Consider the following 23005-nt stretch of genomic DNA (forward strand, 5'->3'; position numbering starts at 1 on the left):
GAGACGGAGGTGTCCATCGATGGCCGAGCGATGGGTGCCGCGCACGGAACGCGACCGACTGGTGATGGAATCGATGCTGGCCGTGCGCGCGTTCAGCGATGCGATGGATCGCATGCACGGAGGAATGCGCGGCGACATGGACATGAACGCGACCGACTTGGCGGCGTTGCGCATGCTCATCATCCGCGAACAGCGCGGTGAGACCGTGGGGCCACGCGACATCGCGACGCACCTCGCGATATCGACGGCATCAACGACGAAGCTGCTGGATCGCCTCACCGAGAGTGGACACCTCGAGCGCCGCCCGCATCCGGCTGACCGTCGCGCACGGATCGTGGCGCTCACCGAGCGGGCGCGCAGCGAGTTCTTCGCGCATTTCGGTGAGCGGATGGCGAAGATGCGGGCCCGCATGGAGTCGTACACCGACGAGGAGCTGGCAGCGGCTGCGCGGTTCCTGCGCGACATGGCCGATACGCTCGCACCCGAAACGACGCCGGACGGCGTCCGTACATGACAGAAGGTCCCGTCCGAAGACGGGACCTTCTGAGTGGTTGCGGGGACAGGATTTGAACCTGCGACCTCTGGGTTATGAGCCCAGCGAGCTACCGAACTGCTCCACCCCGCGGCACGAGAATCAAGCCTAGCACGGGTTTGGAGTGCTCGACGCCACGCGGTTGCTCCGGGCACGTGAGACGGGTGAGGATGGGGGCGGAGAGGAGCGCCATGAACCCCGATGCCGTCGCCGTCGCCGTCGCGCAGTTCGCGCCGACAGCCGATGTCGAGGACAACCTCGCCGCGATCGACGAGCTCGTCGCCCGAGCCGCCGCGCGGGGTGCCCGCATCGTGCTCCTGCCCGAATACTCCAGCTTCTTCGTGCACCCGTTCGACGAACGACTCGCCGCGCACGCCGAGTCGGTCGACGGCCCGTTCGTCGATGGTCTGGTCTCGATCGCCGCCTCGCGGGGAGTCCACGTCGTCGCGGGTTTGTTGGAGCGGGCCGATGATTCCAAGAAGGTGCGCAACACCGTCGTCGCCGTCGACGGGCACGGCGTGCAGGCGGTCTACCGCAAGCAGCACCTGTACGACGCGTTCGGGCAGCGTGAATCGGATTGGGTCGAGCCCGGTGAGCTCGCGCCACCGCAGACGTTCGTCGTCGACGGCCTGCGATTCGCGCTCATGACCTGCTACGACCTGCGGTTCCCCGAAGTGGCTCGCACGCTCGCCGATGCGGGCGCAGACGTCATCCTGATCGCCGCCGAATGGGTCCGCGGCCCGCTCAAGGAGCACCACTGGCGCACCCTCCTGCACGCGCGCGCGATCGAGAACACCCTCTTCGTCGCAGCGGCAGACCACCCGCCGCCCCTCGGCGTGGGGGCGTCGATGATCATCGACCCCCAGGGGGTCGAACTGGCAGGGGTCGGCATCGCCAGCGACGTCGCCGTCGCGCACCTGGATCCTGACGACATCGATCGCGTGCGCCGCGTCAACCCGGCCCTCGCACTGCGCCGCTTCTCGGTCGTTCCGGGGACTGCGTCGGGCTGACTGGGGTTCGCGTCAGCGACCGGCCAGCCGCGCCGCGGCGTCGCGCAGCACCTCGTCGCGCTTGCAGGCGGCGAACCGCACGAGGGTCGCGTACTGCTGGCGACGCTCGGGTGTGACGAATGCCGTGAGCGGGACGGCGACCACCCCCGACCGGGCCGGGAGTCCGCGGCAGAACTCGTCGGCATCCGCAGCACCGAGCGGGGCGGCATCCGCCACCGTGAAGTAGGTGCCCGCCGACACCGAGACGTCGAAGCCGGCCGCGCGCAAGCCTTCCACCAGCACATCGCGCTTGCCGCGGAGCGTGCTGGCGATGCCGGTGAAGAATTCGTCGGGCAGACGGAGACCGGCGGCGATGGCCGGCTGGAACGGCGCGCCACCGGAGTAGGTGAGGAACTGCTTGACCGCGAGCACGGCATCGATCAGCGGCGCCGGCCCGGTCACCCAGCCGATCTTCCACCCCGTCGTCGAGAAGGTCTTGCCCGCGGACGAGATCGAAACGGTGCGCTCGAAGGCGCCCTCGGAAGTCGCCAGGGGCACGTGGGTCGCGTCGAAGACAAGGTGCTCGTAGACCTCGTCGGTCACGATGATCGCATCGTGCTGATGCGCCAACCGGACGATCTCGGTGCGAACAGCCGCGTCGAAGACGGCACCGGTCGGGTTGTGGGGATCGTTGACGAGGATCACCCTGGTTCGATCCGTCACAGCCGCGCGCAGCTCGTCGAGGTCGGGCTGGAACTGCGGCCACCGCAGGGGCACCGTCACGCGCTTGGCCCCGACCAGCGCGATGAGTGCGGCGTAGGCGTCGTAGAACGGCTCGAACACGACGACCTCGTCGTCCGGACCGTCCAGCAGCCCGAGCAGGGCGGCGGCGAGCGCCTCGGTCGCGCCCGCCGTCACGAGCACCTCGTGGTCCGGGTCGAGGTCGATTCCGTAGAAGCGTCGCTGGTGCTCGCAGATCGCTGCGCGCAGGTCCGGCGACCCCATGCCAGGCGGGTATTGGTTCACGCCGTCGGTGATGGCGGTGCGGGCGGCGTCGAGCACTGCCTCCGGGCCGTCTTCGTCGGGGAATCCCTGCCCCAGGTTGATCGCACCGGTGCCCGTGGCGAGTGCGCTCATCTCGGCGAAGATCGTCGGTGTCGGAACACCGTTCGCGCCGAGCAGCCCCGCGCCGCGCGCGGCCCGCGTCCACGCACCGGGGATGGGGTTCGGCGCCGACGGTGCGGCGAGGCGATCGTCCATCGCGCCAACGGTACACGCATAGGGTTGTCGGGGCGGCGACATAAGAAAACCACAGGATCGCGCGTCAAGCTGTGAACGCACATTGTGGAAGGAGCAGCGATGAGCGACAACGACAACACCGAGTCGTCCACATCCGAACCCCAGGGCACCGAGCCCCCTCAGACGCCGCCGGCGGCGACGCCGAGCGCGGCGCCGCCGCCCGTCCCCACGACGCCCGCCGCTCATGCGGCTGCCGCGCCGGCACCGCACCACCGCCCGTACACGCCGCCGTCCCCGCCGTACGCCGCCGTTTCGGACGCCCAGCCCACGACGCCCTACCCGACATCGGCGTTCGGCGCCGGCGCGACGACGGCAACGGCCCCCGCGACGGAAATCGCGCAGACGAAGGATGCCGAGCCCGAGTCCGGCAAGGTCGGCGCGGGCAAGATCGTGGCGATCATGGTCGCCGCGGCCCTCGTGGGCGGCGCTGCCGGCTTCGGTGGCTCCGCGATCGCCGACACCTTCCTGTCGGCGAGCGGTTCCACCGTTGTGCAGAACAGTCCCACGACGGTGACCGTCAACGATCCCGACTCGGTCAACCAGACGACGGGCATCGCCACCAAGGTGCTGCCGTCGGTCGTCACCATCAGTGCGAGCTCCGGGTCTTCGGGCGGCACGGGTTCAGGTGTCGTGCTCAGTGAGGACGGCTACGTCGTGACGAACACGCACGTGGTCACCCTCGACGGCGCCACCGGCGACCCGAACCTCACCGTCACCACCTCTGACGGCAAGGTTTATCAGGCGACGATCGTCGGCACCGATCCCGTCTACGATCTCGCCGTCATCAAACTCGAGGACGCGGAGGGGCTCACGCCGATCGAATTCGCCGACTCCAGCGCCCTGAACGTCGGCGACACCACAGTCGCCGTCGGAGCCCCGCTGGGACTGTCGAACACGGTCACGACCGGCATCGTCAGCGCACTCAACCGCTCCATCCAGATCGCCTCCTCGGCTGTGCCCGAGACCGACGAGCTCGAAGAAGGCGACGACCCCGGGTCCGGGAGCCCGTTTCAGTTCGACTTCGGTCAGGGCGAGCAGCAGAGCGGATCGACCGGCACGATCTCGATTGCCGTCATCCAGACCGACGCCGCCATCAACCCCGGCAACTCGGGCGGTGCCCTCGTCGACGACGAAGGCAAGCTGATCGGCGTCAACGTCGCCATCGCGACTGCCGGCGGCACGTCGTCGGGCGACTCGGCGGGGTCGATCGGTGTCGGCTTCTCCATTCCCTCCAACGTCGTCCAGCGGATCACCGACGAGATCATCGAGGGCGGTTCCGCGAGCCACGGCCTGCTCGGCGCCATGGTCGGCAATGCCGCAGCGCAGGAGAACGCCACGATCGCCGGCGCGTACATCAGTGAGGTTACGCAGGGCGGCGCCGCCGCCGAGGCGGGACTGCAGGCCGGCGACATCGTGACGCAGTTCAACGGTGTGCCGATCTCGGACGCGACCGACCTGACTGCGCAGGTCCGTGCGGCGGCGGCGGGAAGCACCGCCGAGGTGATCTACGTGCGAGACGGTGAGACGGCGACCGTCGAGGTGACCCTCGGCGAACTCACCGACTGACCCGCCACGCTCGAAGAAGGACGCCACCACGCGCGATAGGCTCGCGGGGTGGCGTCCTTCTCGTTCGGCGCCGGGAACGCCGGCAAACTGCTGCGCATCCCGCTCTACGCGGCAGGCCGGCTCGCGACCGTCGTCATCCCTCGGGTGCGTGATCGCTGGGTGTTCGGCTGCGCGGTCGGGATCGCCGACGGTGCGCTGGCGCTGTGGCAGGTCGCGCAGGCTGCGGGGGAGCGTGGGGTCTGGCTCACGGCGGACGCGGCACAGGATGCCGATGCCGCAGCCCGCGGCATCCCGACGGTGCGTCGCGATTCGTGGCGAGGGTTCTGGGAGACCGCCCGCGCCGGTGTCACGGTCGTCACCCACGGCTTCGGTGACGTGAACCGGTATGCCGCGACCGGCGGGTTCGTCGTACAGCTGTGGCATGGCATCCCGCTCAAGCGCATCGGACTCGATTCGCCGGAGACGACCCGCAGTCCGATCGCGGCGCTTTCGCCCGTCCTGCGGGTGCTCTATCGGCGCACGCAGGGCCGCATTCGTCTGCTTCCTGCTGCATCGCATCTCGTCCGAGGCCGGCTCGAGTCCGCCTTCGGGCTGAGCGAGGCGCAGGTGCCGGTCACCGGCGAACCACGCACCGACGTGCTGTGCCGGGGTTCCGCGCTCGCACGACGCGAACGCGCGCGCGACGAGCTGCAGGCGCTGTCCGGGACGATCGAGGCGTCGCAGCAGGCTGTGCTGTACGCACCGACGTGGCGTGACGGCGAGATCGACCCCGCCGTGCCGACGGCCCAGCAGTGGCACAGCCTGCTCGAGATGCTCGAGGCGCACGACGCCGTGCTGTACGTCCGCTCCCATCCGCTGGGTGCCGGCGCGTACACCCCGCCGGTGCCGACCGCCCGGGTCCGCGCCCTCGGCAGTGACGTCCTCAACGACGTCACCCCCCTGCTTCCGGCGATGGACGCGCTGGTGACCGACTACTCGTCGCTCCTGTTCGACAGTGCCCTCGTGCCGCTCCCCGTCGTGCTGCTCGCTCCCGACCTCGCCGCCTACGGTGCTCGCCGCGGGTTCTACGGCACGTATGCCGACGTGTCGCACGAGGCCCACGCGCATTCGTGGGAGCAGGCGACTGCGCAGCTGGCCGCCGTGCTCGGCGATGACGAGGAGCGCGCGCGCCGACTCGACGCCGCCCGTGCGCTCAGCGCCCAGGTGCACGCCTTCCGCGACGGCAATTCGTCGCGACGCGTCTATGACGCGATCCGTATCGGCATCGGGGACAGCGCATGACGCCGATCACGAGCTTCGTCGCCGATGCCGGTGTGGCGTCTGAACCGGCCGCCACGATGGAGGTGGCAGGGGGTGACGCGATGCCGGCGAGCGTCCGTCTCGTCGGCCCGCGTGCGACGGTCGAGGCCACCATCCGCGCGATCGACGATGGCTGGATCGCTTCGCTGCCGCTGCGCGCCGCCCGCTGGGGCGGCCCTGCGTTGCCGTTGCCGTCCGGGACATACCGACTGCAGATCGACGACGTCGCGGTGACCCTCGCCGATCACCCCGTGGTCATGCTCGGCACCCTCCGCGCGGAGATCACCGAAGGCGCCGTGCGGGTCGCCGCGCCGATCGACCCCGCGTACGACTCGGGCGAGGGACAGGACGCGCTCGAGCGGCGCTATGCGACGCGTCCGGGCGGGCTCGAGAACGCCGTCTTCTTCGAGTCGTTCTACGGTCGCAACGTCAGCTGCAATCCCCTGGCCATCGACCGCGAACTCGCAGTCCGCGCGCCGGGGGTCACACGCTACTGGAGTGTCATCGACTTGTCGGTGTCCGTGCCCGATGGCGCCATCGCCGTCGTGGAAGGGTCTCCGGAGTGGTGGCGTGCGCGTGGGGCGGCACGCCTGCTCGTCGTCAACGACTGGTTGCGTCGCCGTTTCGCCAGGCGCCGCGGGCAGGTGGTGCTGCAGACGTGGCACGGCACGGCGCTCAAGCGCCTCGCGTTGCATCGACCGGGGTTCGATCCCAGGCGCGCGATCGCGGTGATCCGCGAGAGTCGGCGTTGGAACGTCCTGTTGGCGCAGAACCCGTACGGGGGACGTGTCCTGCGCACCGCGTACGCCTTCCGTGGCCCGGTGTGGGTCGAGGGGTATCCGCGCAACGACGTACTCGTGTCGGGGGATGCCGCGCCGGTGCGCGCAGCCTTGGGCATCGCCGATGATGCGCGGGTGATCCTCTACGCCCCGACGTGGCGTGATGACCGTGATGAGATGGTCGACTTCCTCGATCTCGCCGAGCTGGCACGGCGCACGGATGCCGTCGTCCTGGTGCGCGGCCACTCTCGAACGCTCCTGCCGGGCCATGACGCCCATGGCGACCGGGTCGTCGATGTCACCGGCTACCCCGACATCTCGCATCTGCTGCTGGTCGCCGACGCCTTGGTGACCGACTATTCGTCGGTCATGTTCGACTTCACCGCGACCGGCAAACCGCTGTACCTGTTCGCGCCCGATCTCGCGCACTATCGGGGCGAGCTGCGCGGGTTCTACTTCGATCTCGCGGACGAGGCGCCGGGTCCGCTGACCGCGACGCTCGATGAGCTCGTCACGGCGATCGCCGACCCCACGACTGCTGACGCGTACGCCGAGCGCTACGCCCGCTGGCGCGAGCGCTTCAACGCGCGTGACGACGGGCGCGCCGCCGAGCGCGTCGTCGCCCGCATCCTCGACCAGGGCTTCATCGATCGGGCCTGACCGCCGCAGGCCGGGCGAGTGGTGTGCCAGGTGAGTGGTGTGCCAGGTGAGTGGTGGGTCAGGGGAGCGGTGTGTTCCGTCGCAGCCGCGAGGTGTCGACCGCGCCTCCGCCGCCCCGCACGAGGCCCCGCAGGAACCCCGCGCCCCACGCGAGGTGCATCGACGGGAGGACGACGGCGAACCACGCCCGTTCGCGAAGGGTGCCTGAGCCGCGCGCAGCGACCACGCCGATCAGCAGCAGGTACGCCACGACGGGAAGATACGCCAGCCACGCGAGCACTCGCCAGACACCCGCGAGCACTCCTGCCGCGTGCAGCGCGCCGAGGACGATCGCGAGCACCACGGCGACCACGAGCGCCGGCGGTGCGAAGAACCGCGGGGGGTTGCGCCTGCCGTATCGGCGGACCAGCTCGCCGCGCCAGATGCCGGTGGCGGTGAATTGACGCACGAGCCGTGACCAGCTTTCGCGTGGCCAGTAGGTGACGGACAGGTCGGGGTCGAACCAGACGGTGTATCCGGCGCGACGGATGCGGAGGTTCAGTTCCCAGTCCTCGCCACGCCGCACGGTCTCATCGAATCCGCCGATCTCCTCCAGGACGCTCCTGCGGACCACTCCGAGGTACGCAGACTCGGCCGGTCCCGCGACCGCGCCGCCGTGATACGCCCCACCGCCGAGCCCGATGGGCGAGTTGTAGGCCCGGGCGACCGCACGCTGGAAGGGCGTGCGACCGTCGGCCCGCATCACGCCGCCGACGTTGGCCGCCCGCGTTTCGGCGAGCGTCGCCAGTGCACGGCGGGTGTAGTCGGGCTCGAGTTCTGAGTGGGCGTCGACTCGCACGATCGTGGGGTAGCGCCCGGCCGCGATGGCGCGATTGAGGCCGACCGGGATGTCGGCCGCCGCGTTCGCCACGAGGCGGATGCGGTCGTCGTCGGACGCGAGCCGTTCGGCGAGCTGCGTCGTCCCGTCCGTCGAGGGCCCGAGCGCCAGTACGAGTTCGGTCGGCTCGTCGATGTGTTGCGAAAGCACCGTGTGCACGGCCTTCTCGAGGTAGTCGACCTCGTTGAGCACCGGCATGACGAACGTGACTCCGGATCCGGTCGGCGGAACCGGGGCATCCCGTCGAGTCGGGTGGTCGTCGTGCACCCGACGATCATGTCACGCCCCGCGGGCGCGCGACGCGAAGTGTCCACCGACGCGCTGGGTAGGCTGGAGGGGTGGGAATGGTCGCTGATGTGAAGAAGGCGTTCGCCCTGGTCCGCAAGGCCGTCACGGGGCGTGCCGCTGTCATCGATGTGCGTCGCACCCTGGCGGCGCGGGGGCCACAGCCCCGTCAGCACTACCGGATCGCCGTGTACTTCGGCGACAGCGACGTCAACATGTACCAGGTGCGGCAGTGGTACAAGCCGCTCGCCGACGTCGCCAAGACGTGGCCGGTCGTCGTCCTCGCCCGGAACGCGCGCGGTGCGCGGGCGATCGCGGCGGACGACGCGCTGCCCGTGGCGTTCGTGCCGACGGTGCGCGATCTCGAGCGGTACATCGCGACGCAGGACATCCGGGTCGTGCTGTACGTGAACCAGAACACCCGCAACTTCCAGATGTTCCGGTACGGGCGCCGGTGGCACGTGTTCATCAACCACGGCGAGTCCGACAAGATGTACATGACGACCAACCAGTTCAAGGCGTATGACTACGCGTTCATCGCGGGGGATGCGGCGCGCGAACGGTTGGGTCGCGTGCTCTGGGACTACGACCTCGACGCGCGTACGGTCCAGATCGGTCGCCCCCAGGCCGACCACTACTCGGGCACGCTGCCGTACACGCCCGATGACCGCACCGTCGTGCTCTATGCGCCGACGTGGGAGGGTGACCGCCCGTCGGCGCACTACGGGTCGATCCGCACCCACGGTGAAGCACTCACGGCTGCGGTCCTGGCTTCACCGCGGCACCGCCTCGTGTACCGTCCTCACCCTCGCTCGGGCGTCGTCGACCCCGAATACGGCGCGGCGAACGCTCGCATCATCGCCGCCATCGAGGCAGCCAACGCGTCCGATCCGTCTGCGCAGCACGTCTACGACGACCAACCCGAACTCGGGTGGCAGCTCGCCGCCGCCGATGTCGCGGTCGTCGACATCTCGGCGATGGTCTACGACCGGCTCGCTGCAGACAAGCCGCTGATGATCACACGGCCGGCCGACGCCGCAGCGATCGTCGATACGCACGGCTACCTTTCGGATGCCGAGTGGCTCACGGTCGCGGCCGCGCCCCGCATCCTCGCCGAGGTGGACCGCGTCCTGTCTGATCCTGACGCCGTCACCCGGCTCGAGGGCTGGGTGCGCCACTACTTCGGCGACACGGCTCCCGGCGCGGCGACGGCGCGCTTCCATGACGCGTTGGCGGGCCTGATGACGCAGTGGGACCTGTGGCATGCGCGGACGGCTGAGTCCGACGACGAAGAGCCCGATGAAGCCGAGCTCGACGACGAGTGAGGTTCAGTCCGCGTCGCCGCTCTCGACGGCGCTGACGCTCACGGGGATCTCGATCACTGTCTCCGGTACGCCGGTGACCGCGGCCGGGTCGCCGAAGGATGCCGCACCGAGCAGTTCCGCCTCGGTCCGAGGGCGCCACGGCTCAGCGGGCAGGCCCGCCCATTCGGTCGGCTCCTCGGGTCGCTGCTGGAAAAGTCCCATGCCGACAGTCTGCCGTGCGTGGCGGGCTGTCGCCAGATGTCAGTTCAGCAGCCGTTCGATCGCGCGCAACGGGATCGCGAGCCACGTGGGACGGTTGCGAGCCTCATAGATCGCCTCGTACACGGCCTTGTCGAGCTCGAACGCGTCGAGCAGTGGTCCCCGGGACGCTCGACCCGCGACATCGTCGTATCCCTCGATGAACGCGGCCCGCGCGGACGCCGCCCACGCTTGTGTGCGTTCTGCATCAGAGGCCGGCTCGTCGGATTCGAGCGATCCGGCGACGTAGTCGAAGGAGCGCAGCATGCCGGCGATGTCACGCAACGCGATGTCGGGGCGCATCCGCTCCCGCATGGGTCGCATCGGTTCGCCCTCGTAGTCGAGCACGATCCAGCCCCGATTGCGGGAATGGAGCACTTGTCCGAGATGCAGATCGCCGTGGATCCGCTGCAGGCGCGGCCAGGTCGTACCGCCGGCGGTGCGGTACACGTGCTCGATCGCCTCCCGATGCTCGGCGAGGGCCGGCACTTCGGAGACCGCGATGCCCAGGCGCCGCTCCCACACCCGCTGTGCGGCCTCGCGGTCGGCATCGTCAGGCTCGCTCGTGGGCAGGGCGGCGGCCAGGGCGGCGTGGACGCCGGCGACGGCAGCTCCCAATGCGCGGGCACTGTCGGTGAAGTCTTCTCCGTCGTGCGCGGCGCGCAACGCGACGCGCCATGCATCTTCGCCGTCCTGCACGAACTCCTGCGCGAACGCGAGCGAGCCGGTCACCCAGGCACCGTCCCGCGTGGTCCAGGTGCCCTCTGCCCACCCGAAGGTGGTGGGGGTGTGCGGTGATCCGCCTGCGGCAAGGGCGGTCTGCAGTTCGATGTCGGGGTTGAGGCCGGGGTGCAGTTGCCGGTACAGCTTGCAGATGACCGGCTGGCCGCCGTCTGCGGGCGTGTAGATGATCGATGTGTTCGACTGCTCGCCCGTGAGCACACGGGAGGCGGCAGCCATGCCGGGGGTGGGGGCGCTGCTGTGTCCGGCCGCCGATGCACCGTCGCCGCGTGCGTCACCGTCCGCCGTGATCAGCCGAAGCAGTGCGCGCGTGTACGCGGGGTCGTGCGGTCCATCGATCACGACGACATCGGGCTCGGGGTGGTCGATGACGTGTCCTCGATCCGGAGCGAACGGTCGCAGGACGACCGGAACCTGATAGGTGACGGCGGGGGAGACGCTCTCGTCGAGCAGGAGATGCGTGCGGATCGTCACGCCGCTCTCATCCGATGGCAGCTCCCACGAGCCGAGCATCGTCAGCCGCGGTGCGCGGGTCGCCGACGTATACCACCGCTGGCGGGGCATCCACCCGGCCAGACTCGCCAGCGTGCGATCCATCCCACGAGACTAGGACGTCCCGGGCCTCTCCGACACATCGACCGCTCCGCGTGTCGCGTCGTCATCGCCGATCGGGGGCGCCTCGACGGTGTCATCGGGAGCGAGGCGACGCTTCGGGACGAGATTCGAAACGCCCTCGCCGACGCGTCTGCCGGCTTCGACGACGGCGCCACCGGCGCGACGGATGCCACCCGCAGCCCGCGCCTCGACGCGCGCAGCGCCTTCGCGCGGCTCCAGCTCACTGGGAAAGTGCGTCGGCGGCGTGCCGAACGCCTTGCGGGATCCGACGACCACGCGACGGCCGAGGATGTGGTTGCCGGCGCCGCCGACCGCTGCGCCGATCCCGAACGGGAGGGCCTTGCCGAGGAAGGATGCGCCGCCGCGGGCGGCGAACTGCTTGATGAACTCGGTCTTGAGGCGATCCACGAGCGGGCCCATCGCTGCACGCGGGAGCGACTTGGTCACCAGCTCGCCCCAATACGACGAACGGGTGCTGCCTTTGCCGGTGGCCTGGCGCGCCAATTGCGAGACGAGTGAGACGCCCTCCTGCCCGAGCATGAGGGTGAGCACGAGCGCGCGCGCCCGATCTGGGTTCTCGACACGGATGCCGTGGAGTTCTGCGAGGGATTGCGCGTACAGCGCCGTCGCCTCGAGGAAGCCGACCGTCTCGACGCCGCTCAAGGCGAGCGTGATGCCGGTGCCGATGCCCGGCACCACCGCGGTCGCGCCGACGGCTGCGCCTCCGGTCGTGACCGCGGTCAGATAGCGCCGTTCGAGCATCCGCCCGATCTGCTCCGTGGTCGCATCGGGGTGTCGCAGTCTGATGCTGCGCAGGTGCGCGACGACGACCGGGCGCTGAACGGCGAGGATACGATCGAGCGCTCGAATCGTCCGAGGATGCTCCTCGGAGCCCTCAGGAGGCAACCCTCCGCTCCAGGGGGCGCCGTCGGGAAGGGAATGGATCCGGTGGACCTCGGCCATGTCGATGCCGGGCTCAGAGGCTCGTGTCAGACGAACAGGTTCGCCCGCTCGAGGTCCTCAGCGAAGTCGACCTCGACGGCGTACAGGTCGGAGATGTCCATCGGCTCGAGCAGGAGGCCGTTCTCAGCGATGGCGAGTTCGAGGCCGCGTTCGAAGTAGTCCTGATCGTCGACACGGCTCAACTGTGCGATGAAGGCCTTCTTGTCGCGTGCCGAGATGTAGTTGATGCCGACAGCCTCGCCGATGCCGCCCTTGACCGTCTTCGACAGTCCAGCGATGAAGCCCTCGGCGTCGACGGTGTATTTGACCTCTTCGTCGCTGACCTTCGCGGTGTTGACGGTGACGAACGACTGATCGCGCTCGATCAGCGCGATCGCGCGACCCAGGATGCGGGGGTCGAAGACCACGTCGCCGTTCATCCAGAGCACGCCGCCCTTGCCGGTCGCCTTGAGGGCGCGCAGCAGGCTCTTTGACGTGTTCGTCTGGTCGTAACGGTCGTTGTACACATACGTCGCGGCGGGGAAGGCCTCGACGATCGTCTCGGCACGGTAGCCGACGACAGTCGTGATGCGGGCGGCGTCACCGAACGCGGCGCGGATGTTGTCGTGCTGCTGGCCCATGATGGTGCGGCCGTCCGAAAGCTCGGTGAGCGGCTTCGGGAGACTGCGGCCCAGGCGCGAGCCCATGCCCGCAGCAAGGATGACGGTGTTGATGGTCAAGGCGATCTCCTCGGGGAAAGTGTTTGTCGTACGTTCGACGAGAGGACACTCCTTCGTGCCGCGACCATGCTAGCGACGGCACCTGGGAACCCGCAGACAGTGAGCGTGCCGTTGCTGATTCGTGATCATCGTATCGATTGTGGGCACGGGCGCCGCGGTTCGCGGGGGATCCCCGGGAACGTGTTGAGAGCGCCTTGCTAGCGTGGAGGGGTGACCGCCTCCCTGCCGCTTCCCCAGGACGACCCGGACGTCGCCCCCATCGCGGCACCCGCCGACCGGCCGCCGCTGCCGTCGATGTCCGCGGCGGAGGCAGCAGGGCGCCCGGCGGCGCAGACTGCACCCCCCGCGCCGAAGCTCGTCGATGTCGTCGATGTGCTCGACCCGATCGTCGAGCGCGTCACCGAGCCGGAGCCCGCAGCACCGCTTCTTCTGGCTGAGCCGGAGCGTGAGGGGACAACCGACACGCCGGCGTTGCGCCTGACCGGTGTGACCAAGTGGTACGGCGGGACGAAGGCGGTCGACGCGATCGACCTGGTCGTGCCCGCGGGAAGCTTCTACGGCATCGTCGGTCCGAATGGCGCAGGCAAGACCACGACCTTGTCAATGGTGGCCGGGCTTCTTCGCCCCGATGCGGGCCGCGTCGAAATCGGCGGCGTCGACCTCGTCGCCCGCCCTCGCGAAGCGAAGCAGCGGATGGGTGTGCTGCCCGACCGGCTCCGCACCTTCGATCGACTCACCGGGCGCCAGCTTCTCCACTACTACGGTGTGCTGCGCGGGGTGAACGCCGGCGTCGTCGACACCCGGACCCGTGACCTCGCCCGCGCGTTCGACCTGGTCGATGCGCTCCAGCGGCCCGTCTCGGACTATTCGGCCGGCATGACGAAGAAGATCATGCTGGCGGGCGCCCTCATCCACTCGCCGCGGCTGCTCGTTCTGGATGAGCCGTTCGAGGCCGTCGACCCCGTCTCGAGCGCGGTCATCCTCGACATCCTGAAGACCTATGTGGACCACGGCGGGACTGTCGTGCTCTCGAGCCACGGCATGGACCTCGTCGAACGGGTCTGCACCGGGGTCGCTGTCATCGTCGCCGGCCAGGTGCTGGCCGAAGGTGCGGTCGAGGACGTGCGCGGCGAGTTGACGCTCGAACAGCGATTCGTCGAGCTCGCCGGCGGCCTCAGCGACGTGGAGGGCCTGGAGTGGCTGCACACGTTCTCCGACTGAGGCTCGCGCTGTTCGCAGGCGCCTTCCGCGGGGGTCCGAGGACGGCACTGCGCGCCGCGCTCCTGTTCATCGGGGCGATCGCGCTCACGATCGTCGTGTGCACCGTTGTGCTCTCCCTCCGGGACGCGTCGGCGGCGGTGGCGCAGACCGCAGTCGTGCTGACCGGGTCGGTGGTCGTGCTCGCGTGCGTGGCCGCCCCACTCGTGGGTGTGCTCGAGGACCAACTGGATCCTCGGCGCTTCGCCGTGTTCGGCGCGCAGCCGCGACCGCTCGCGGCCGTGCTGGCGGGTGCCGCGCTGCTCAGCGTGCCCTCGCTGTGTCTCATCGCGGTCGGCGTCAGCGTGGTCGCACTGTGGACCGCGCACGGGGTTGCATGGCCCCTCGCTGCCGCGTCGGCGGCGCTCGGTGTGCTGACGTGCGTGCTTGCTGTGAAGGTGTCGATGGCGCTCAGTGCGCTCGTGCTGCAGGAGCGGCGGTCGCGGGAGCTGACCGGCCTCATGCTCGTCGCCCTGTTGGCAGTCGTCGTTCCCATCGGCATCTTCTTCGCCTCGCTCGAATGGCGCGGCAGGGTGCCGGCTCCGCTGCTCGCGGTCGTCGACGTGCTCGCGATCACGCCGCTCGGGGCGGCGTGGGCGCCGCCCGGCACGACGGGCGGTGGCTGGTCGATCGTCATCGCCGCGCTCGTCGTCGGCCTGCTCGTCGCGCTCTGGTTCCTGCTCGTCGAACGACTGCTCACCACGACGACGCGGCCCGTGAGCGGCAAGGAGCGTCGCGGACTGGGGTGGTTCGGCGTCGCGCCGGGAACCCCGACCGGGGCCATCGCGGCGCGGAGCCTCACCTACTGGTTCAGCGATGCACGCTACCTCGTCAACGTCGCGGTGATACCCGTCGCGGCGGTGGTCGCGGTCCTTCCACTGCTGATCGTCGGCGTGCCGATGCAGATCGTCGCGCTCATTCCGGCACCGCTCATGGCGCTCTTCCTCGGCTGGCTCGCGCACAACGATCTCGCCTACGACTCCACTGCGCTCTGGATGCACATCGCCGCCGGCGTGCGGGGCGTCTCGGATCGACTCGGTCGGCTCGTCCCGGTCACCCTCATCTCGATCCCGCTGCTCGCTGCTGCGGTGTCGATCTCGATCATGCTCCACGGCAGTTGGTCGCTGCTGCCCGCGATGTCGGGCGTGTGCATCAGCCTCTTCCTCTGCGGGTTGGGTGCGTCGTCGGTCGCGAGCGCGCTGGCTCCGTATCCTGCTTCTCGGCCCGGTGACAGTCCCTTCCAACAGCCCCAGCGCACCGGTGGCGCGCTCGCGCAGGGTGCCGTTCTCGTCGTCGCGATCGCGTTGACCCTGCCCGTGCTGTGGCTCGCCTGGCTCGCGCTCGACCGTACCGACGACGCCGCATGGGACGCGTTGCGCGCGGGCCTCGTGATCGGCTGCTCGACCCTCGTGCTCGGTGTGGTGCTCGGCGGCTGGGCGTTCCGCCGACGCAGTGGACGACTGATGGAGTTCGCGGCCTCGACGTGACCGGCGTCAGTACCCCGCGCGTCGCGCACCGACCGCCGAGCCCCTGCCGCGGATACAATCGGGGCCATGAGCACTCCTCTCGACAGCCCCGACCAGGGGGGTCTGGCGACCCTCGACCGCGAGCTCGAAGAGCTGATCCGCGAGGAGAACATCGAACCGGGCGACCACGAGCGGTTCTCGCACTATGTGAAGAAGGACAAGATCCTCGAATCCGCTCTCACCGGCAAGCCGGTGCGTGCCCTGTGCGGCAAGAAGTGGACGCCTGGGCGCGATCCCGAGAAGTTCCCTGTGTGCCCCACCTGCAAAGAGATCTACGAATCGATGACCGGCTGAGATCAGCCTTCGACGTCTTCGTAGACCGTCGGGATCGCCGGGTCCGACCTGCTGAGCGCGAGCGCGCGGACGGGCAACTCCTCCCGCACCCGGGCGTGATGCGCGCGTGCATCCGCGACCCCACCGGTTCCCTCGAATGCGGCGTCGATCTCGCCGTGCTCGACGTACGTCACCTGCAGCGCGCGCGCCTCCGCCCGGCCGGCGACAGCTGGTACGGCCTCGAATCCATCGGCGACCAAGATCAGCTCGTGCGTCGCGGTGCCGGCATCCAGTGTGCGGAACGCCGCCTTGCGGCCTCCCTTCGAGGACTTGTCGGTCGATGCCTTCGCAACCGACACCCACGAGCCGTCCTGCGCCTGGCGTGCGACGAGCTTGTAGACCATCCCGGCGGTCGGCGCGCCCGACCCCGTGACCACCGAAGTGCCGACGCCGTACGCGTCGACGGGTGAGGCCGCCAACGCGGCGATCGCGAACTCGTCGAGGTCGCTCGTCACGGTGATCTTGGTACCGGTCGCCCCGAGCGCGTCGAGCTGTTCGCGGACGGCGGCCGCAACCGTGGGAAGGTCGCCGGAGTCGATGCGGACGCCGCCCAGGCCGGTGCCGGCGACGCGGATCGCGGTCTCGACGCCCTGCCGGATGTCGTAGGTGTCGATGAGGAGCGTCGTGTCGAGGCCGAGTGCATCGATCTGACTGCGGAACGCGTCCTCCTCGGTCTCGTGCAGCAGTGTCCACGAATGCGCCGCAGTGCCCATCGTGGGGATGCCCCACGTGCGACCCGCCTCCAGGTTGCTCGTTGCGCCGAACCCCGCGATGTACGCGGCGCGGGCGGCCGCGATCGCAGACTGCTCGGCCGCGCGGCGCGAGCCCATCTCGGCGAGGGGACGGTCGCCGGCGGCCACGCTCATGCGCGCCGCCGCGTTGGCGACGGCCGAGTCGTGGTTGAGGATGCTGAGCGCCAGTGTCTCGAGGATGACCGCCTCGGCGAACGTTCCCTCGACGGTGAGAATGGGGGAGCCGGGGAAGTACAGCTCGCCCTCGCGATAGCCGGTGATCGTGCCGGTGAAGCGGAAGTCGGCGAGGTAGGCGAGGGTCTCATCGCTGACAACCCGCTCGTCTCGCAGGAACTTCAGCTCGTCATCGCCGAATCGGAACTCCCGCAGGTGCGACAGCAGGCGCCCGGTGCCGGCGACGACACCGAAACGTCGTGCCCCCGGCAGGCGCCTGCCGAACAGTTCGAAGACGCTCGGGCGGTGCGCGGTCCCGTCGCGTAGTGCGGCATCCACCATCGTCAACTCGTATCGGTCGGTCAACAGCGCCGTGCTCGCACTCATGCGCTCAGCCTAGAGGTGGGCGCGGCACCGCGTGCAGCGACGGACTGTGGGCGTCGGCGGGTAGGCTGGACGACCGTGACGGATGCGCCGATCGGGATCTTCGACTCCGGGGTCGGTGGACTCACCGTCGCACGCGCCGTCTCACAGCTGCTGCCGCGCGAATCCATCCGCTACATCGGCGACACGGCCCACTCGCCGTACGGCCCCAAGCCCATCGCTGACGTTCGCCGCTACGGACTCGAAGTGCTCGACACGCTCGTGGACGAGGGCGTCAAGATGCTCGTGATCGCCTGCAACACGGCATCCGCGGCGCTGCTGCGCGACGCGCGCGAACGCTATGACGTGCCCGTCGTCGAAGTGATCGGGCCCGCCGTCCGCACCGCCATCACGACGACCCGCAACCGCCGCATCGGCGTGATCGGCACGCTCGGCACGATCGGCTCGGGCGTCTACCAGGACATGCTCGGCGTCAACGCCGACCTCACCGTGTTCGGGCAGGCGTGCCCGCGGTTCGTCGAGTTCGTCGAGGCGGGCGTTACCGGCAGTCCTGAAGTGCTCGCCGTCGCCGAGGAGTACCTCGCGCCCCTGCGGCACGCGGGCGTCGACACCGTCGTGCTCGGCTGCACGCACTACCCGTTCCTCGAGGGCGCCATCAGCTACGTGCTCGGCCCCGACGTCTCGCTCGTGAGCAGCGACACCGAGACAGCCAAGGACGTCTATCGGCAACTCGTCTCGCGCGACCTGCTCGCAGGTCCCGACGCGACCGCGTCGCACGTCTACGAAGCCACCGGCGACTCGGCAGACGACTTTCTCGATCTCGCACACCGGCTCATGGGCCGCGAAGTGCAGTCCGTGCGCCTCGTGCAGACCGGCGCGATCGACCTCCCCCGCATCCCCTGAACCCTCCCGCGTGCCTGCACGCGGACCCGACCAGCCCTGGAGGCACCCGATGCCCGACACCATCCGCAAGGACGGTCGCACCGTCGACCAGCTGCGCCCCGTCACGATCGAACGCGGCTGGAGCACCCACGCCGAAGGCTCGGCGCTGATCAGCTTCGGCGGCACCAAGGTGCTGTGCACCGCGTCGTTCACCGCAGGGGTGCCGCGCTGGCTCACCGGCAAGGGCAAGGGGTGGGTGACCGCCGAGTATGCGATGCTGCCGCGCGCCACCAACACCCGCGGTGACCGCGAGTCGGTGAAGGGCCGCATCGGCGGCCGCACGCACGAGATCTCGCGCCTCATCGGGCGGGCCCTCCGCGCGGTCGTCGACACGAAGGCGCTCGGCGAGAACACGATCGTCATCGACTGCGACGTGCTGCAGGCCGACGGCGGCACCCGCACCGCCGCGATCACGGGCGCTTACGTCGCGCTGGCGGATGCCATCGAGTGGGGACGCGGCAAGGGCCACATCGGCAAGAACTCGACGCCGCTGATCGACTCCGTCGCCGCGGTGTCGGTGGGCATCATCGACGGCGAGCCGATGCTCGACCTCGCCTATGTCGAGGATGTTCGCGCCGAGACCGACATGAACGTCGTCGTGACCGGCCGCGGCCTGTTCGTCGAGGTGCAGGGCACCGCCGAAGGTGCGCCGTTCGACAAGCGCGAGCTCGATGCGCTGCTCGACCTGGGTGTCGCCGGCTGTGCCGACCTGCGCGACCAGCAGACTGCGGCGCTCGCATCCTGATCGTGCGCAACTCCTGAGAAACCGACGCCATGACCGCGCAGATCGTCCTCGCGACCCACAACCCGCACAAAGTTCAGGAGTTCGGCGCGATCGTCGCGGCGACCCGGCCCGACCTCGAGGTTGTCGGGTACGACGGGCCAGAGCCGGTCGAGGACGGCGTGACGTTCGCGGCCAACGCGCTCATCAAAGCACGCGCCGCAGCGGCCCATACCGGGCTGCCGGCGCTCGCCGATGACTCCGGCATCGCGGTCGACGCGCTTGGGGGCGCGCCCGGCGCGTTCTCGGCGTATTGGGCGGGGCATGCGAAGGATGCCGTGGCAAACCGCGACCTGCTCCTCGACCAGCTCTCCGATATCGCCGACCCGCATCGCGCCGCGCAGTTCGTTTCGGTGATCGCGCTCGTCACTCCCGGCGGCGCCGAGCACGTCGTCGAGGGGCGCTGGCCCGGGCGGCTGGCCACGGCGGCATCGGGTGCCGGCGGGTTCGGGTACGACCCGGTGTTCATCCCGGACGGGCAGAACGCTCCCGAGCGGACCGTCGGCGAATGGACCGCCGACGAGAAGAACGCCGTCTCGCACCGTGCCCGCGCCTTCCGCGCGCTCGTGCCCTTGCTGGCCAACCTGTGAGGCGCGCGCGCCGGAAGTGAGAATCACACTCATTCCCGACTGCGCGAAACGGCCTGGAATGCAGGTGTGCCGACCGTAGCGTGGTGACATGCACGATCACGCCCCCGGCATCCGTGGCGCAAGCAACCAGCGCCTGCTGGCCGTCTCACTCACCCTGACGGCGACCGTCATGGTCGTGCAGATCATCGGCGCGATCCTCACTGGTTCGCTCGCGCTGCTCGCGGACGCCGCGCACATGTTCACCGACAGCTCGGCGCTCGTGATCGCGCTCATCGCGAGCATCATCGCCGCCCGTCCCGCGAACGACCGCAACACCTACGGGTATCAGCGCGCCGAGGTGTTCGGTGCGCTCGCGAACGCCGTCATCCTGCTCGTGCTGTGCGCGTGGATCGCGGTCGAGGCGATCGGGCGGCTGCTGAACCCGAGCGAGATCGAGGTCGAAGGCGGGCTCATGCTCGTCGTGGCACTCATCGGTCTCGTCGCCAACGGCGTCGCGCTCTACCTGCTGTCGGCGGCGCAGAAGCACAGCATCAACGTGCGGGGCGCGTATCTCGAAGTGCTCGGCGATCTCGTCGGTTCGGCGATGGTCATCGTCGCGGCGATCGTTATCGCGCTCACCGGATGGATGCCGGCCGACGCGCTGGCCTCGCTCGCGATCGCCGTGCTGATCGTGCCGCGTGCGATCTCGCTGTTGCGCGAAGTGTTCTCGGTGCTGGGGGAGCGGGCGCCGAAGGGCACCGACGTGCAGGAGATCCGCGACCACATCCTCGGGGCCGACGGCGTCGTCGACGTGCACGATGTGCACGTGTGGCAGCTCACGCGCGGCCAGCCGGTGTTCACGGCGCATGTCGTCGTCGACGATCTGGCGCTCGCATCCGGGCGCTCCGGCGCGCTGCTCGCGCAGTTGCAGTCCTGCCTGGCGGAGCACTTCGACGTCGAGCATTCGACGTTCCAGCTCGAGCCCGCCGGGCACCTCGAGCACGACGCGCACTGACGCGGATCAGGACTCGCGGCGCACGTCCTCCGGCGACACGTCGGGTCGTAGGCCCCGCCACACCGCGTGACGGAGGCTGCCGCTGGGTGAGAATTCGGCGAAGGTCACCTCGGCGACCAGTTCGGGGCGCACCCAGAGGGCGTCGGCGGCGTCTTCGCGCGGCACGTCGAGGAACGGTGAGGCCTCGGTGCGCAACGGCTCGAGCGCTGCTTCGAGTCGGGCGAGCGTCGCATCGCTGAATCCCGAACCGACACGGCCGACGTATCGTAGCCCGTCGTCGCCGGGGATGCCGAGCAGCAGCGATCCGATCGATCCGGTGCGGCCGCCGCGTCCCGGTCGGATAGCGCCGATCACGACTTCCTGTGTGCGGGTGAGCTTCACCTTCAGCCACTGCTCGCTGCGCTGACCGCGCCGATAGGCCGAGCGGGGATCTTTCACGACCAGTCCCTCCAGGTCCATCGCGCGAGCTGTTTCGAGGGCGGCTGCGACGTCGGTCGCGACCGGTGGCACGACGACGACGGGTGCCACATCGACGGTGGCCTGCTCGAGCAGTCGACGGCGCTGCGCGAGCGGGAGTGCCGCGACGTCGTCGTCACCGACCCGCAGCACATCGAAGAGCAGGTAGCTGATCGGCGTGCGGACCGCCTCGCGCTCGACCTCGCGCGGCTTGGTGAGGTGCATGCGGTTCTGCAGGCGTGAGAAGCTCGGTCGCCCCGCGGCATCCATTGCCACGATCTCGCCATCGAGTTCCAGCGGCAGGTCGCCCAGGCCCAGGTCGGCGGCGGTCAGCTCCGGATAGCGGGCCGTGATGTCAGTGCCGCTGCGTGCCCGCAGGCGCAGCCGGCGGCCGTCCCACGAGCCCATCGCCCTGATGCCGTCCCACTTGAACTCGACCCACGGCTCAGCGCCCCATCGGTCGGCGGCTCGGGCCGCCGATGCGGGGGTCGCCGCGGTTGCCAGCATCGGGCCCGTCGCGCCGCGGGATGCAGCCGGTGCTCGGGGCGCCTGCGGGGCACGGGCCGCGGCATCCTTCATGCGGTGCAGCAGCCATGTGGACTTCTCGCCGTCGCCGGAGGTGCGGATCAGGGCGAGGCGCACTGTGCCCGTCGGGCCGTCGGCGCGCCCCGTGAGGGTGAAGATGACCTCGTCGTCACGCCACTTCTCGGCCTCGTACGTGCCGGTGTCCCACACCGTCATCGTGCCGGCACCGTATTCGCCGGCGGGGATCGTGCCGTGGAAGGTGAGGTACTCCAGCGGGTGCGGCTCGGTCATGACCGCGAGGTGGTTGCGGTCGACCGATTCGGGTATCCCTTTCGGGACCGCCCAGCTCACCAGCACCCCGTCCCGTTCCAACCGCAGGTCGTAGTGGAGCCGGCTGGCGTGGTGCTCCTGCACCACGAACCGCAGCTGGTCCGTGACCGAGCGGCCTGCGGCCGGCGAGGACGGCACCGGTTCGGGCGTGCGATCGGCGACACGCTTCGAGATGTAGACGGCGAGGGGGTCGCGCGCGACAGGTGCGAGGGATGCCAGCAGGTCGCCGGTGTCGGGGAGCCGCTCGAGCATGTCTGCGAAGGAGAGGTGCCGCAGCGCCGGGTCATCGAGCTCATCCCACGTGCGGGGTGCGGCGACGGTCGGCTCGGCACGCCCGCGCAGCGAATACGGTGCGATCGTCGTCTTCGATCCGTTGTTCTGACTCCAGTCGAGGAACACCTTGCCGCCGCGCGAGGCCTTCGCCATCTTGCTGACGACGAGGTCGGGATGGTCGGCCTCCAGGAGCCTCGCGAGCTCCTTCGCGAATGCCGAGATGTCGTCGCTGGATCGGGTGCCGTCCAGCGGTGCGTACAGGTGGATGCCCTTGCTGCCGCTCGTGACCGGCACCGGGTCCATGCCGAGGTCGCTGAGCACGGCTCGCGCCCAGTGGGCGACCTGTGCGCACTCGGCCAGCCCGACGCCCGGGCCCGGGTCGAGATCGAGCACGAGCCGGTCAGGGCCCAGCCGCCTGCCGTCGCGGTCGAACCGCCACTGGGGCACGTGCAGTTCGAGACTCGCGACCTGTGCGAGGTAGACGAGCCCCGACAGGTCGTCGACCAGCGGGTAGTCCTTCGCGCCGGTGGAGTGATCGATCGGAAAGCGCCGCAGCCACGCGGGCGCGCCGCGTTCGAGATCCTTCGCGAAGAACGGCTCGTGATCGGTGCCCTCCGGCCACCGCTTGCGGGTGACCGGGCGGTCCTTCAGGTGGGGGAGCATGAGCGGGGCGACACGGCTGTAGTAGTCGATCACCTCGCCCTTGGTGGTGCCGGTCGCGGGGTAGAGCACCTTGTCGAGATTGCTGAGGCGCAGGCGACGCCCCTCCACCTCGACGAGCTGTTCTGCGGCCATGGCGGCAAGGCTATCTGGCACAGACGGC

At 69.7% G+C, this 23005-nt stretch carries 21 protein-coding genes and 1 tRNA gene; 13 read left to right on the forward strand and 9 right to left on the reverse strand.

The features are described from left to right. The first annotated feature begins 19 nt into the window (after positions 1-19). Positions 20-514 (forward strand): MarR family winged helix-turn-helix transcriptional regulator, encoded by a 495-nt coding sequence (locus ACSF8R_RS02930; protein ID WP_434810336.1) that lies wholly within the window; start codon positions 20-22, stop codon positions 512-514. A gap of 34 nt (positions 515-548) precedes the next feature. Here ACSF8R_RS02930 and ACSF8R_RS02935 read toward each other — a convergent pair. Next, positions 549-625, reverse strand: a tRNA-Met gene (locus ACSF8R_RS02935). A gap of 98 nt (positions 626-723) precedes the next feature. Between ACSF8R_RS02935 and ACSF8R_RS02940 the strand changes: the two genes are divergently transcribed. Then, complete coding sequence (locus tag ACSF8R_RS02940; protein ID WP_434810337.1) at positions 724-1542, forward strand: carbon-nitrogen hydrolase family protein; 819 nt, start codon at positions 724-726, stop codon at positions 1540-1542. A 12-nt stretch (positions 1543-1554) separates the two neighbouring features. Here ACSF8R_RS02940 and ACSF8R_RS02945 read toward each other — a convergent pair whose 3' ends face one another. Further along, on the reverse strand, positions 1555-2781 hold the full coding sequence (locus ACSF8R_RS02945; RefSeq protein ID WP_434810338.1) for an aminotransferase class I/II-fold pyridoxal phosphate-dependent enzyme: 1227 nt from the start codon (positions 2779-2781) through the stop codon (positions 1555-1557). Between the two features lie 99 nt (positions 2782-2880). Between ACSF8R_RS02945 and ACSF8R_RS02950 the strand changes: the two genes are divergently transcribed. From ACSF8R_RS02950 to ACSF8R_RS02960, 3 genes are read left to right on the forward strand one after another with little or no spacing between them, the layout of a single operon-like run. Beyond that, positions 2881-4386: a S1C family serine protease gene (locus tag ACSF8R_RS02950; protein ID WP_434810339.1), complete on the forward strand. Its 1506-nt coding sequence runs from the start codon at positions 2881-2883 to the stop codon at positions 4384-4386. Positions 4387-4434: 48 nt separating this feature from the next. Continuing rightward, a complete protein-coding gene (locus tag ACSF8R_RS02955; RefSeq protein WP_434810340.1) occupies positions 4435-5667 on the forward strand; it encodes a CDP-glycerol glycerophosphotransferase family protein in 1233 nt (410 codons plus the stop codon). Next, positions 5664-7124, forward strand: a complete 1461-nt coding sequence (locus ACSF8R_RS02960) for a CDP-glycerol glycerophosphotransferase family protein (protein ID WP_434810341.1) — start codon at positions 5664-5666, stop codon at positions 7122-7124. The genes ACSF8R_RS02955 and ACSF8R_RS02960 overlap by 4 nt, the downstream gene beginning before the upstream one ends. A 58-nt stretch (positions 7125-7182) precedes the next feature. Here ACSF8R_RS02960 and ACSF8R_RS02965 read toward each other — a convergent pair whose 3' ends face one another. Then, on the reverse strand, positions 7183-8199 hold the full coding sequence (locus ACSF8R_RS02965; protein WP_434810391.1) for a glycosyltransferase: 1017 nt from the start codon (positions 8197-8199) through the stop codon (positions 7183-7185). A 140-nt stretch (positions 8200-8339) separates the two neighbouring features. Here ACSF8R_RS02965 and ACSF8R_RS02970 point away from each other — a divergent pair, with 140 nt between their 5' ends. Next, the gene (locus ACSF8R_RS02970) at positions 8340-9611 is read left to right on the forward strand and encodes a CDP-glycerol glycerophosphotransferase family protein (RefSeq protein WP_434810342.1); all 1272 of its coding nucleotides are present in this window, start codon (positions 8340-8342) and stop codon (positions 9609-9611) included. Between the two features lie 3 nt (positions 9612-9614). On the opposite strand, the gene ACSF8R_RS02975 is transcribed toward ACSF8R_RS02970, so the two are convergent. Genes ACSF8R_RS02975 through ACSF8R_RS02990 form a run of 4 tightly spaced genes read right to left on the reverse strand, consistent with a single transcriptional unit; the run spans position 9615 to position 12886 of the window. After that, positions 9615-9812 carry a hypothetical protein gene (locus ACSF8R_RS02975; protein WP_434810343.1) on the reverse strand — a complete coding sequence of 66 codons (198 nt, stop codon included), beginning with the start codon at positions 9810-9812 and terminating at the stop codon, positions 9615-9617. Between the two features lie 39 nt (positions 9813-9851). Further along, entirely contained in the window at positions 9852-11186 is a 1335-nt protein-coding gene (locus ACSF8R_RS02980) for a maltokinase N-terminal cap-like domain-containing protein (protein ID WP_434810344.1), read from the reverse strand. Between the two features lie 9 nt (positions 11187-11195). Further along, positions 11196-12167, reverse strand: a complete 972-nt coding sequence (locus ACSF8R_RS02985) for a hypothetical protein (RefSeq protein WP_434810345.1) — start codon at positions 12165-12167, stop codon at positions 11196-11198. Positions 12168-12193: 26 nt separating this feature from the next. After that, entirely contained in the window at positions 12194-12886 is a 693-nt protein-coding gene (locus tag ACSF8R_RS02990) for an NTP transferase domain-containing protein (RefSeq protein ID WP_434810346.1), read from the reverse strand. Positions 12887-13096: 210 nt separating this feature from the next. Between ACSF8R_RS02990 and ACSF8R_RS02995 the strand changes: the two genes are divergently transcribed. The 3 genes from ACSF8R_RS02995 (at position 13097) to ACSF8R_RS03005 (ending at position 15963) form a co-directional block, all read left to right on the forward strand. After that, the gene (locus ACSF8R_RS02995; RefSeq protein ID WP_434810347.1) at positions 13097-14107 is read left to right on the forward strand and encodes an ABC transporter ATP-binding protein; all 1011 of its coding nucleotides are present in this window, start codon (positions 13097-13099) and stop codon (positions 14105-14107) included. After that, a complete protein-coding gene (locus ACSF8R_RS03000; protein ID WP_434810348.1) occupies positions 14083-15630 on the forward strand; it encodes a hypothetical protein in 1548 nt (515 codons plus the stop codon). Before ACSF8R_RS02995 ends, ACSF8R_RS03000 begins: the two co-directional genes overlap by 25 nt. 66 nt (positions 15631-15696) lie before the next feature. Then, positions 15697-15963 (forward strand): DUF3039 domain-containing protein, encoded by a 267-nt coding sequence (locus ACSF8R_RS03005; protein WP_434810349.1) that lies wholly within the window; start codon positions 15697-15699, stop codon positions 15961-15963. Positions 15964-15965: 2 nt separating this feature from the next. Here ACSF8R_RS03005 and ACSF8R_RS03010 read toward each other — a convergent pair whose 3' ends face one another. Continuing rightward, a complete protein-coding gene (locus tag ACSF8R_RS03010) occupies positions 15966-17294 on the reverse strand; it encodes a nicotinate phosphoribosyltransferase (RefSeq protein WP_434810350.1) in 1329 nt (442 codons plus the stop codon). A gap of 75 nt (positions 17295-17369) precedes the next feature. Between ACSF8R_RS03010 and murI the strand changes: the two genes are divergently transcribed. The 4 genes from murI to ACSF8R_RS03030 all read left to right on the forward strand — a co-directional run bounded on the left by murI (position 17370) and on the right by ACSF8R_RS03030 (position 20598). Continuing rightward, positions 17370-18194: a glutamate racemase gene (murI, locus tag ACSF8R_RS03015; protein ID WP_434810351.1), complete on the forward strand. Its 825-nt coding sequence runs from the start codon at positions 17370-17372 to the stop codon at positions 18192-18194. Positions 18195-18243: 49 nt separating this feature from the next. Continuing rightward, positions 18244-18978, forward strand: a complete 735-nt coding sequence (rph, locus tag ACSF8R_RS03020) for a ribonuclease PH (RefSeq protein WP_434810352.1) — start codon at positions 18244-18246, stop codon at positions 18976-18978. 29 nt (positions 18979-19007) lie between these two features. After that, complete coding sequence (gene rdgB, locus ACSF8R_RS03025) at positions 19008-19604, forward strand: RdgB/HAM1 family non-canonical purine NTP pyrophosphatase (protein WP_434810353.1); 597 nt, start codon at positions 19008-19010, stop codon at positions 19602-19604. Between the two features lie 88 nt (positions 19605-19692). Beyond that, positions 19693-20598: a cation diffusion facilitator family transporter gene (locus tag ACSF8R_RS03030; protein ID WP_434810354.1), complete on the forward strand. Its 906-nt coding sequence runs from the start codon at positions 19693-19695 to the stop codon at positions 20596-20598. A 6-nt stretch (positions 20599-20604) separates the two neighbouring features. On the opposite strand, the gene ACSF8R_RS03035 is transcribed toward ACSF8R_RS03030, so the two are convergent. Continuing rightward, on the reverse strand, positions 20605-22977 hold the full coding sequence (locus ACSF8R_RS03035; protein ID WP_434810355.1) for an ATP-dependent DNA ligase: 2373 nt from the start codon (positions 22975-22977) through the stop codon (positions 20605-20607). Positions 22978-23005 lie beyond the last annotated feature (28 nt).

Origin of the sequence: Microbacterium sp. bgisy189 (assembly GCF_965345345.1) — a bacterium.
Taxonomy (GTDB): Bacteria; Actinomycetota; Actinomycetes; order Actinomycetales; family Microbacteriaceae; genus Microbacterium.

Coding starts and splice junctions, on each gene's coding strand:
- ACSF8R_RS02930 (WP_434810336.1), top strand. CDS start 20: ATGGCCGAGCGATGGGTGCCGCGCACGGAACGCGACCGACTGGTGATG.
- ACSF8R_RS02940 (WP_434810337.1), top strand. CDS start 724: ATGAACCCCGATGCCGTCGCCGTCGCCGTCGCGCAGTTCGCGCCGACA.
- ACSF8R_RS02945 (WP_434810338.1), bottom strand. CDS start 2,781: ATGGACGATCGCCTCGCCGCACCGTCGGCGCCGAACCCCATCCCCGGT.
- ACSF8R_RS02950 (WP_434810339.1), top strand. CDS start 2,881: ATGAGCGACAACGACAACACCGAGTCGTCCACATCCGAACCCCAGGGC.
- ACSF8R_RS02960 (WP_434810341.1), top strand. CDS start 5,664: ATGACGCCGATCACGAGCTTCGTCGCCGATGCCGGTGTGGCGTCTGAA.
- ACSF8R_RS02965 (WP_434810391.1), bottom strand. CDS start 8,199: ATGCCGGTGCTCAACGAGGTCGACTACCTCGAGAAGGCCGTGCACACG.
- ACSF8R_RS02975 (WP_434810343.1), bottom strand. CDS start 9,812: ATGGGACTTTTCCAGCAGCGACCCGAGGAGCCGACCGAATGGGCGGGC.
- ACSF8R_RS02980 (WP_434810344.1), bottom strand. CDS start 11,186: ATGGATCGCACGCTGGCGAGTCTGGCCGGGTGGATGCCCCGCCAGCGG.
- ACSF8R_RS02985 (WP_434810345.1), bottom strand. CDS start 12,167: ATGGCCGAGGTCCACCGGATCCATTCCCTTCCCGACGGCGCCCCCTGG.
- ACSF8R_RS03005 (WP_434810349.1), top strand. CDS start 15,697: ATGAGCACTCCTCTCGACAGCCCCGACCAGGGGGGTCTGGCGACCCTC.
- ACSF8R_RS03010 (WP_434810350.1), bottom strand. CDS start 17,294: ATGAGTGCGAGCACGGCGCTGTTGACCGACCGATACGAGTTGACGATG.
- rph (WP_434810352.1), top strand. CDS start 18,244: ATGCCCGACACCATCCGCAAGGACGGTCGCACCGTCGACCAGCTGCGC.
- rdgB (WP_434810353.1), top strand. CDS start 19,008: ATGACCGCGCAGATCGTCCTCGCGACCCACAACCCGCACAAAGTTCAG.
- ACSF8R_RS03030 (WP_434810354.1), top strand. CDS start 19,693: ATGCACGATCACGCCCCCGGCATCCGTGGCGCAAGCAACCAGCGCCTG.
- ACSF8R_RS03035 (WP_434810355.1), bottom strand. CDS start 22,977: ATGGCCGCAGAACAGCTCGTCGAGGTGGAGGGGCGTCGCCTGCGCCTC.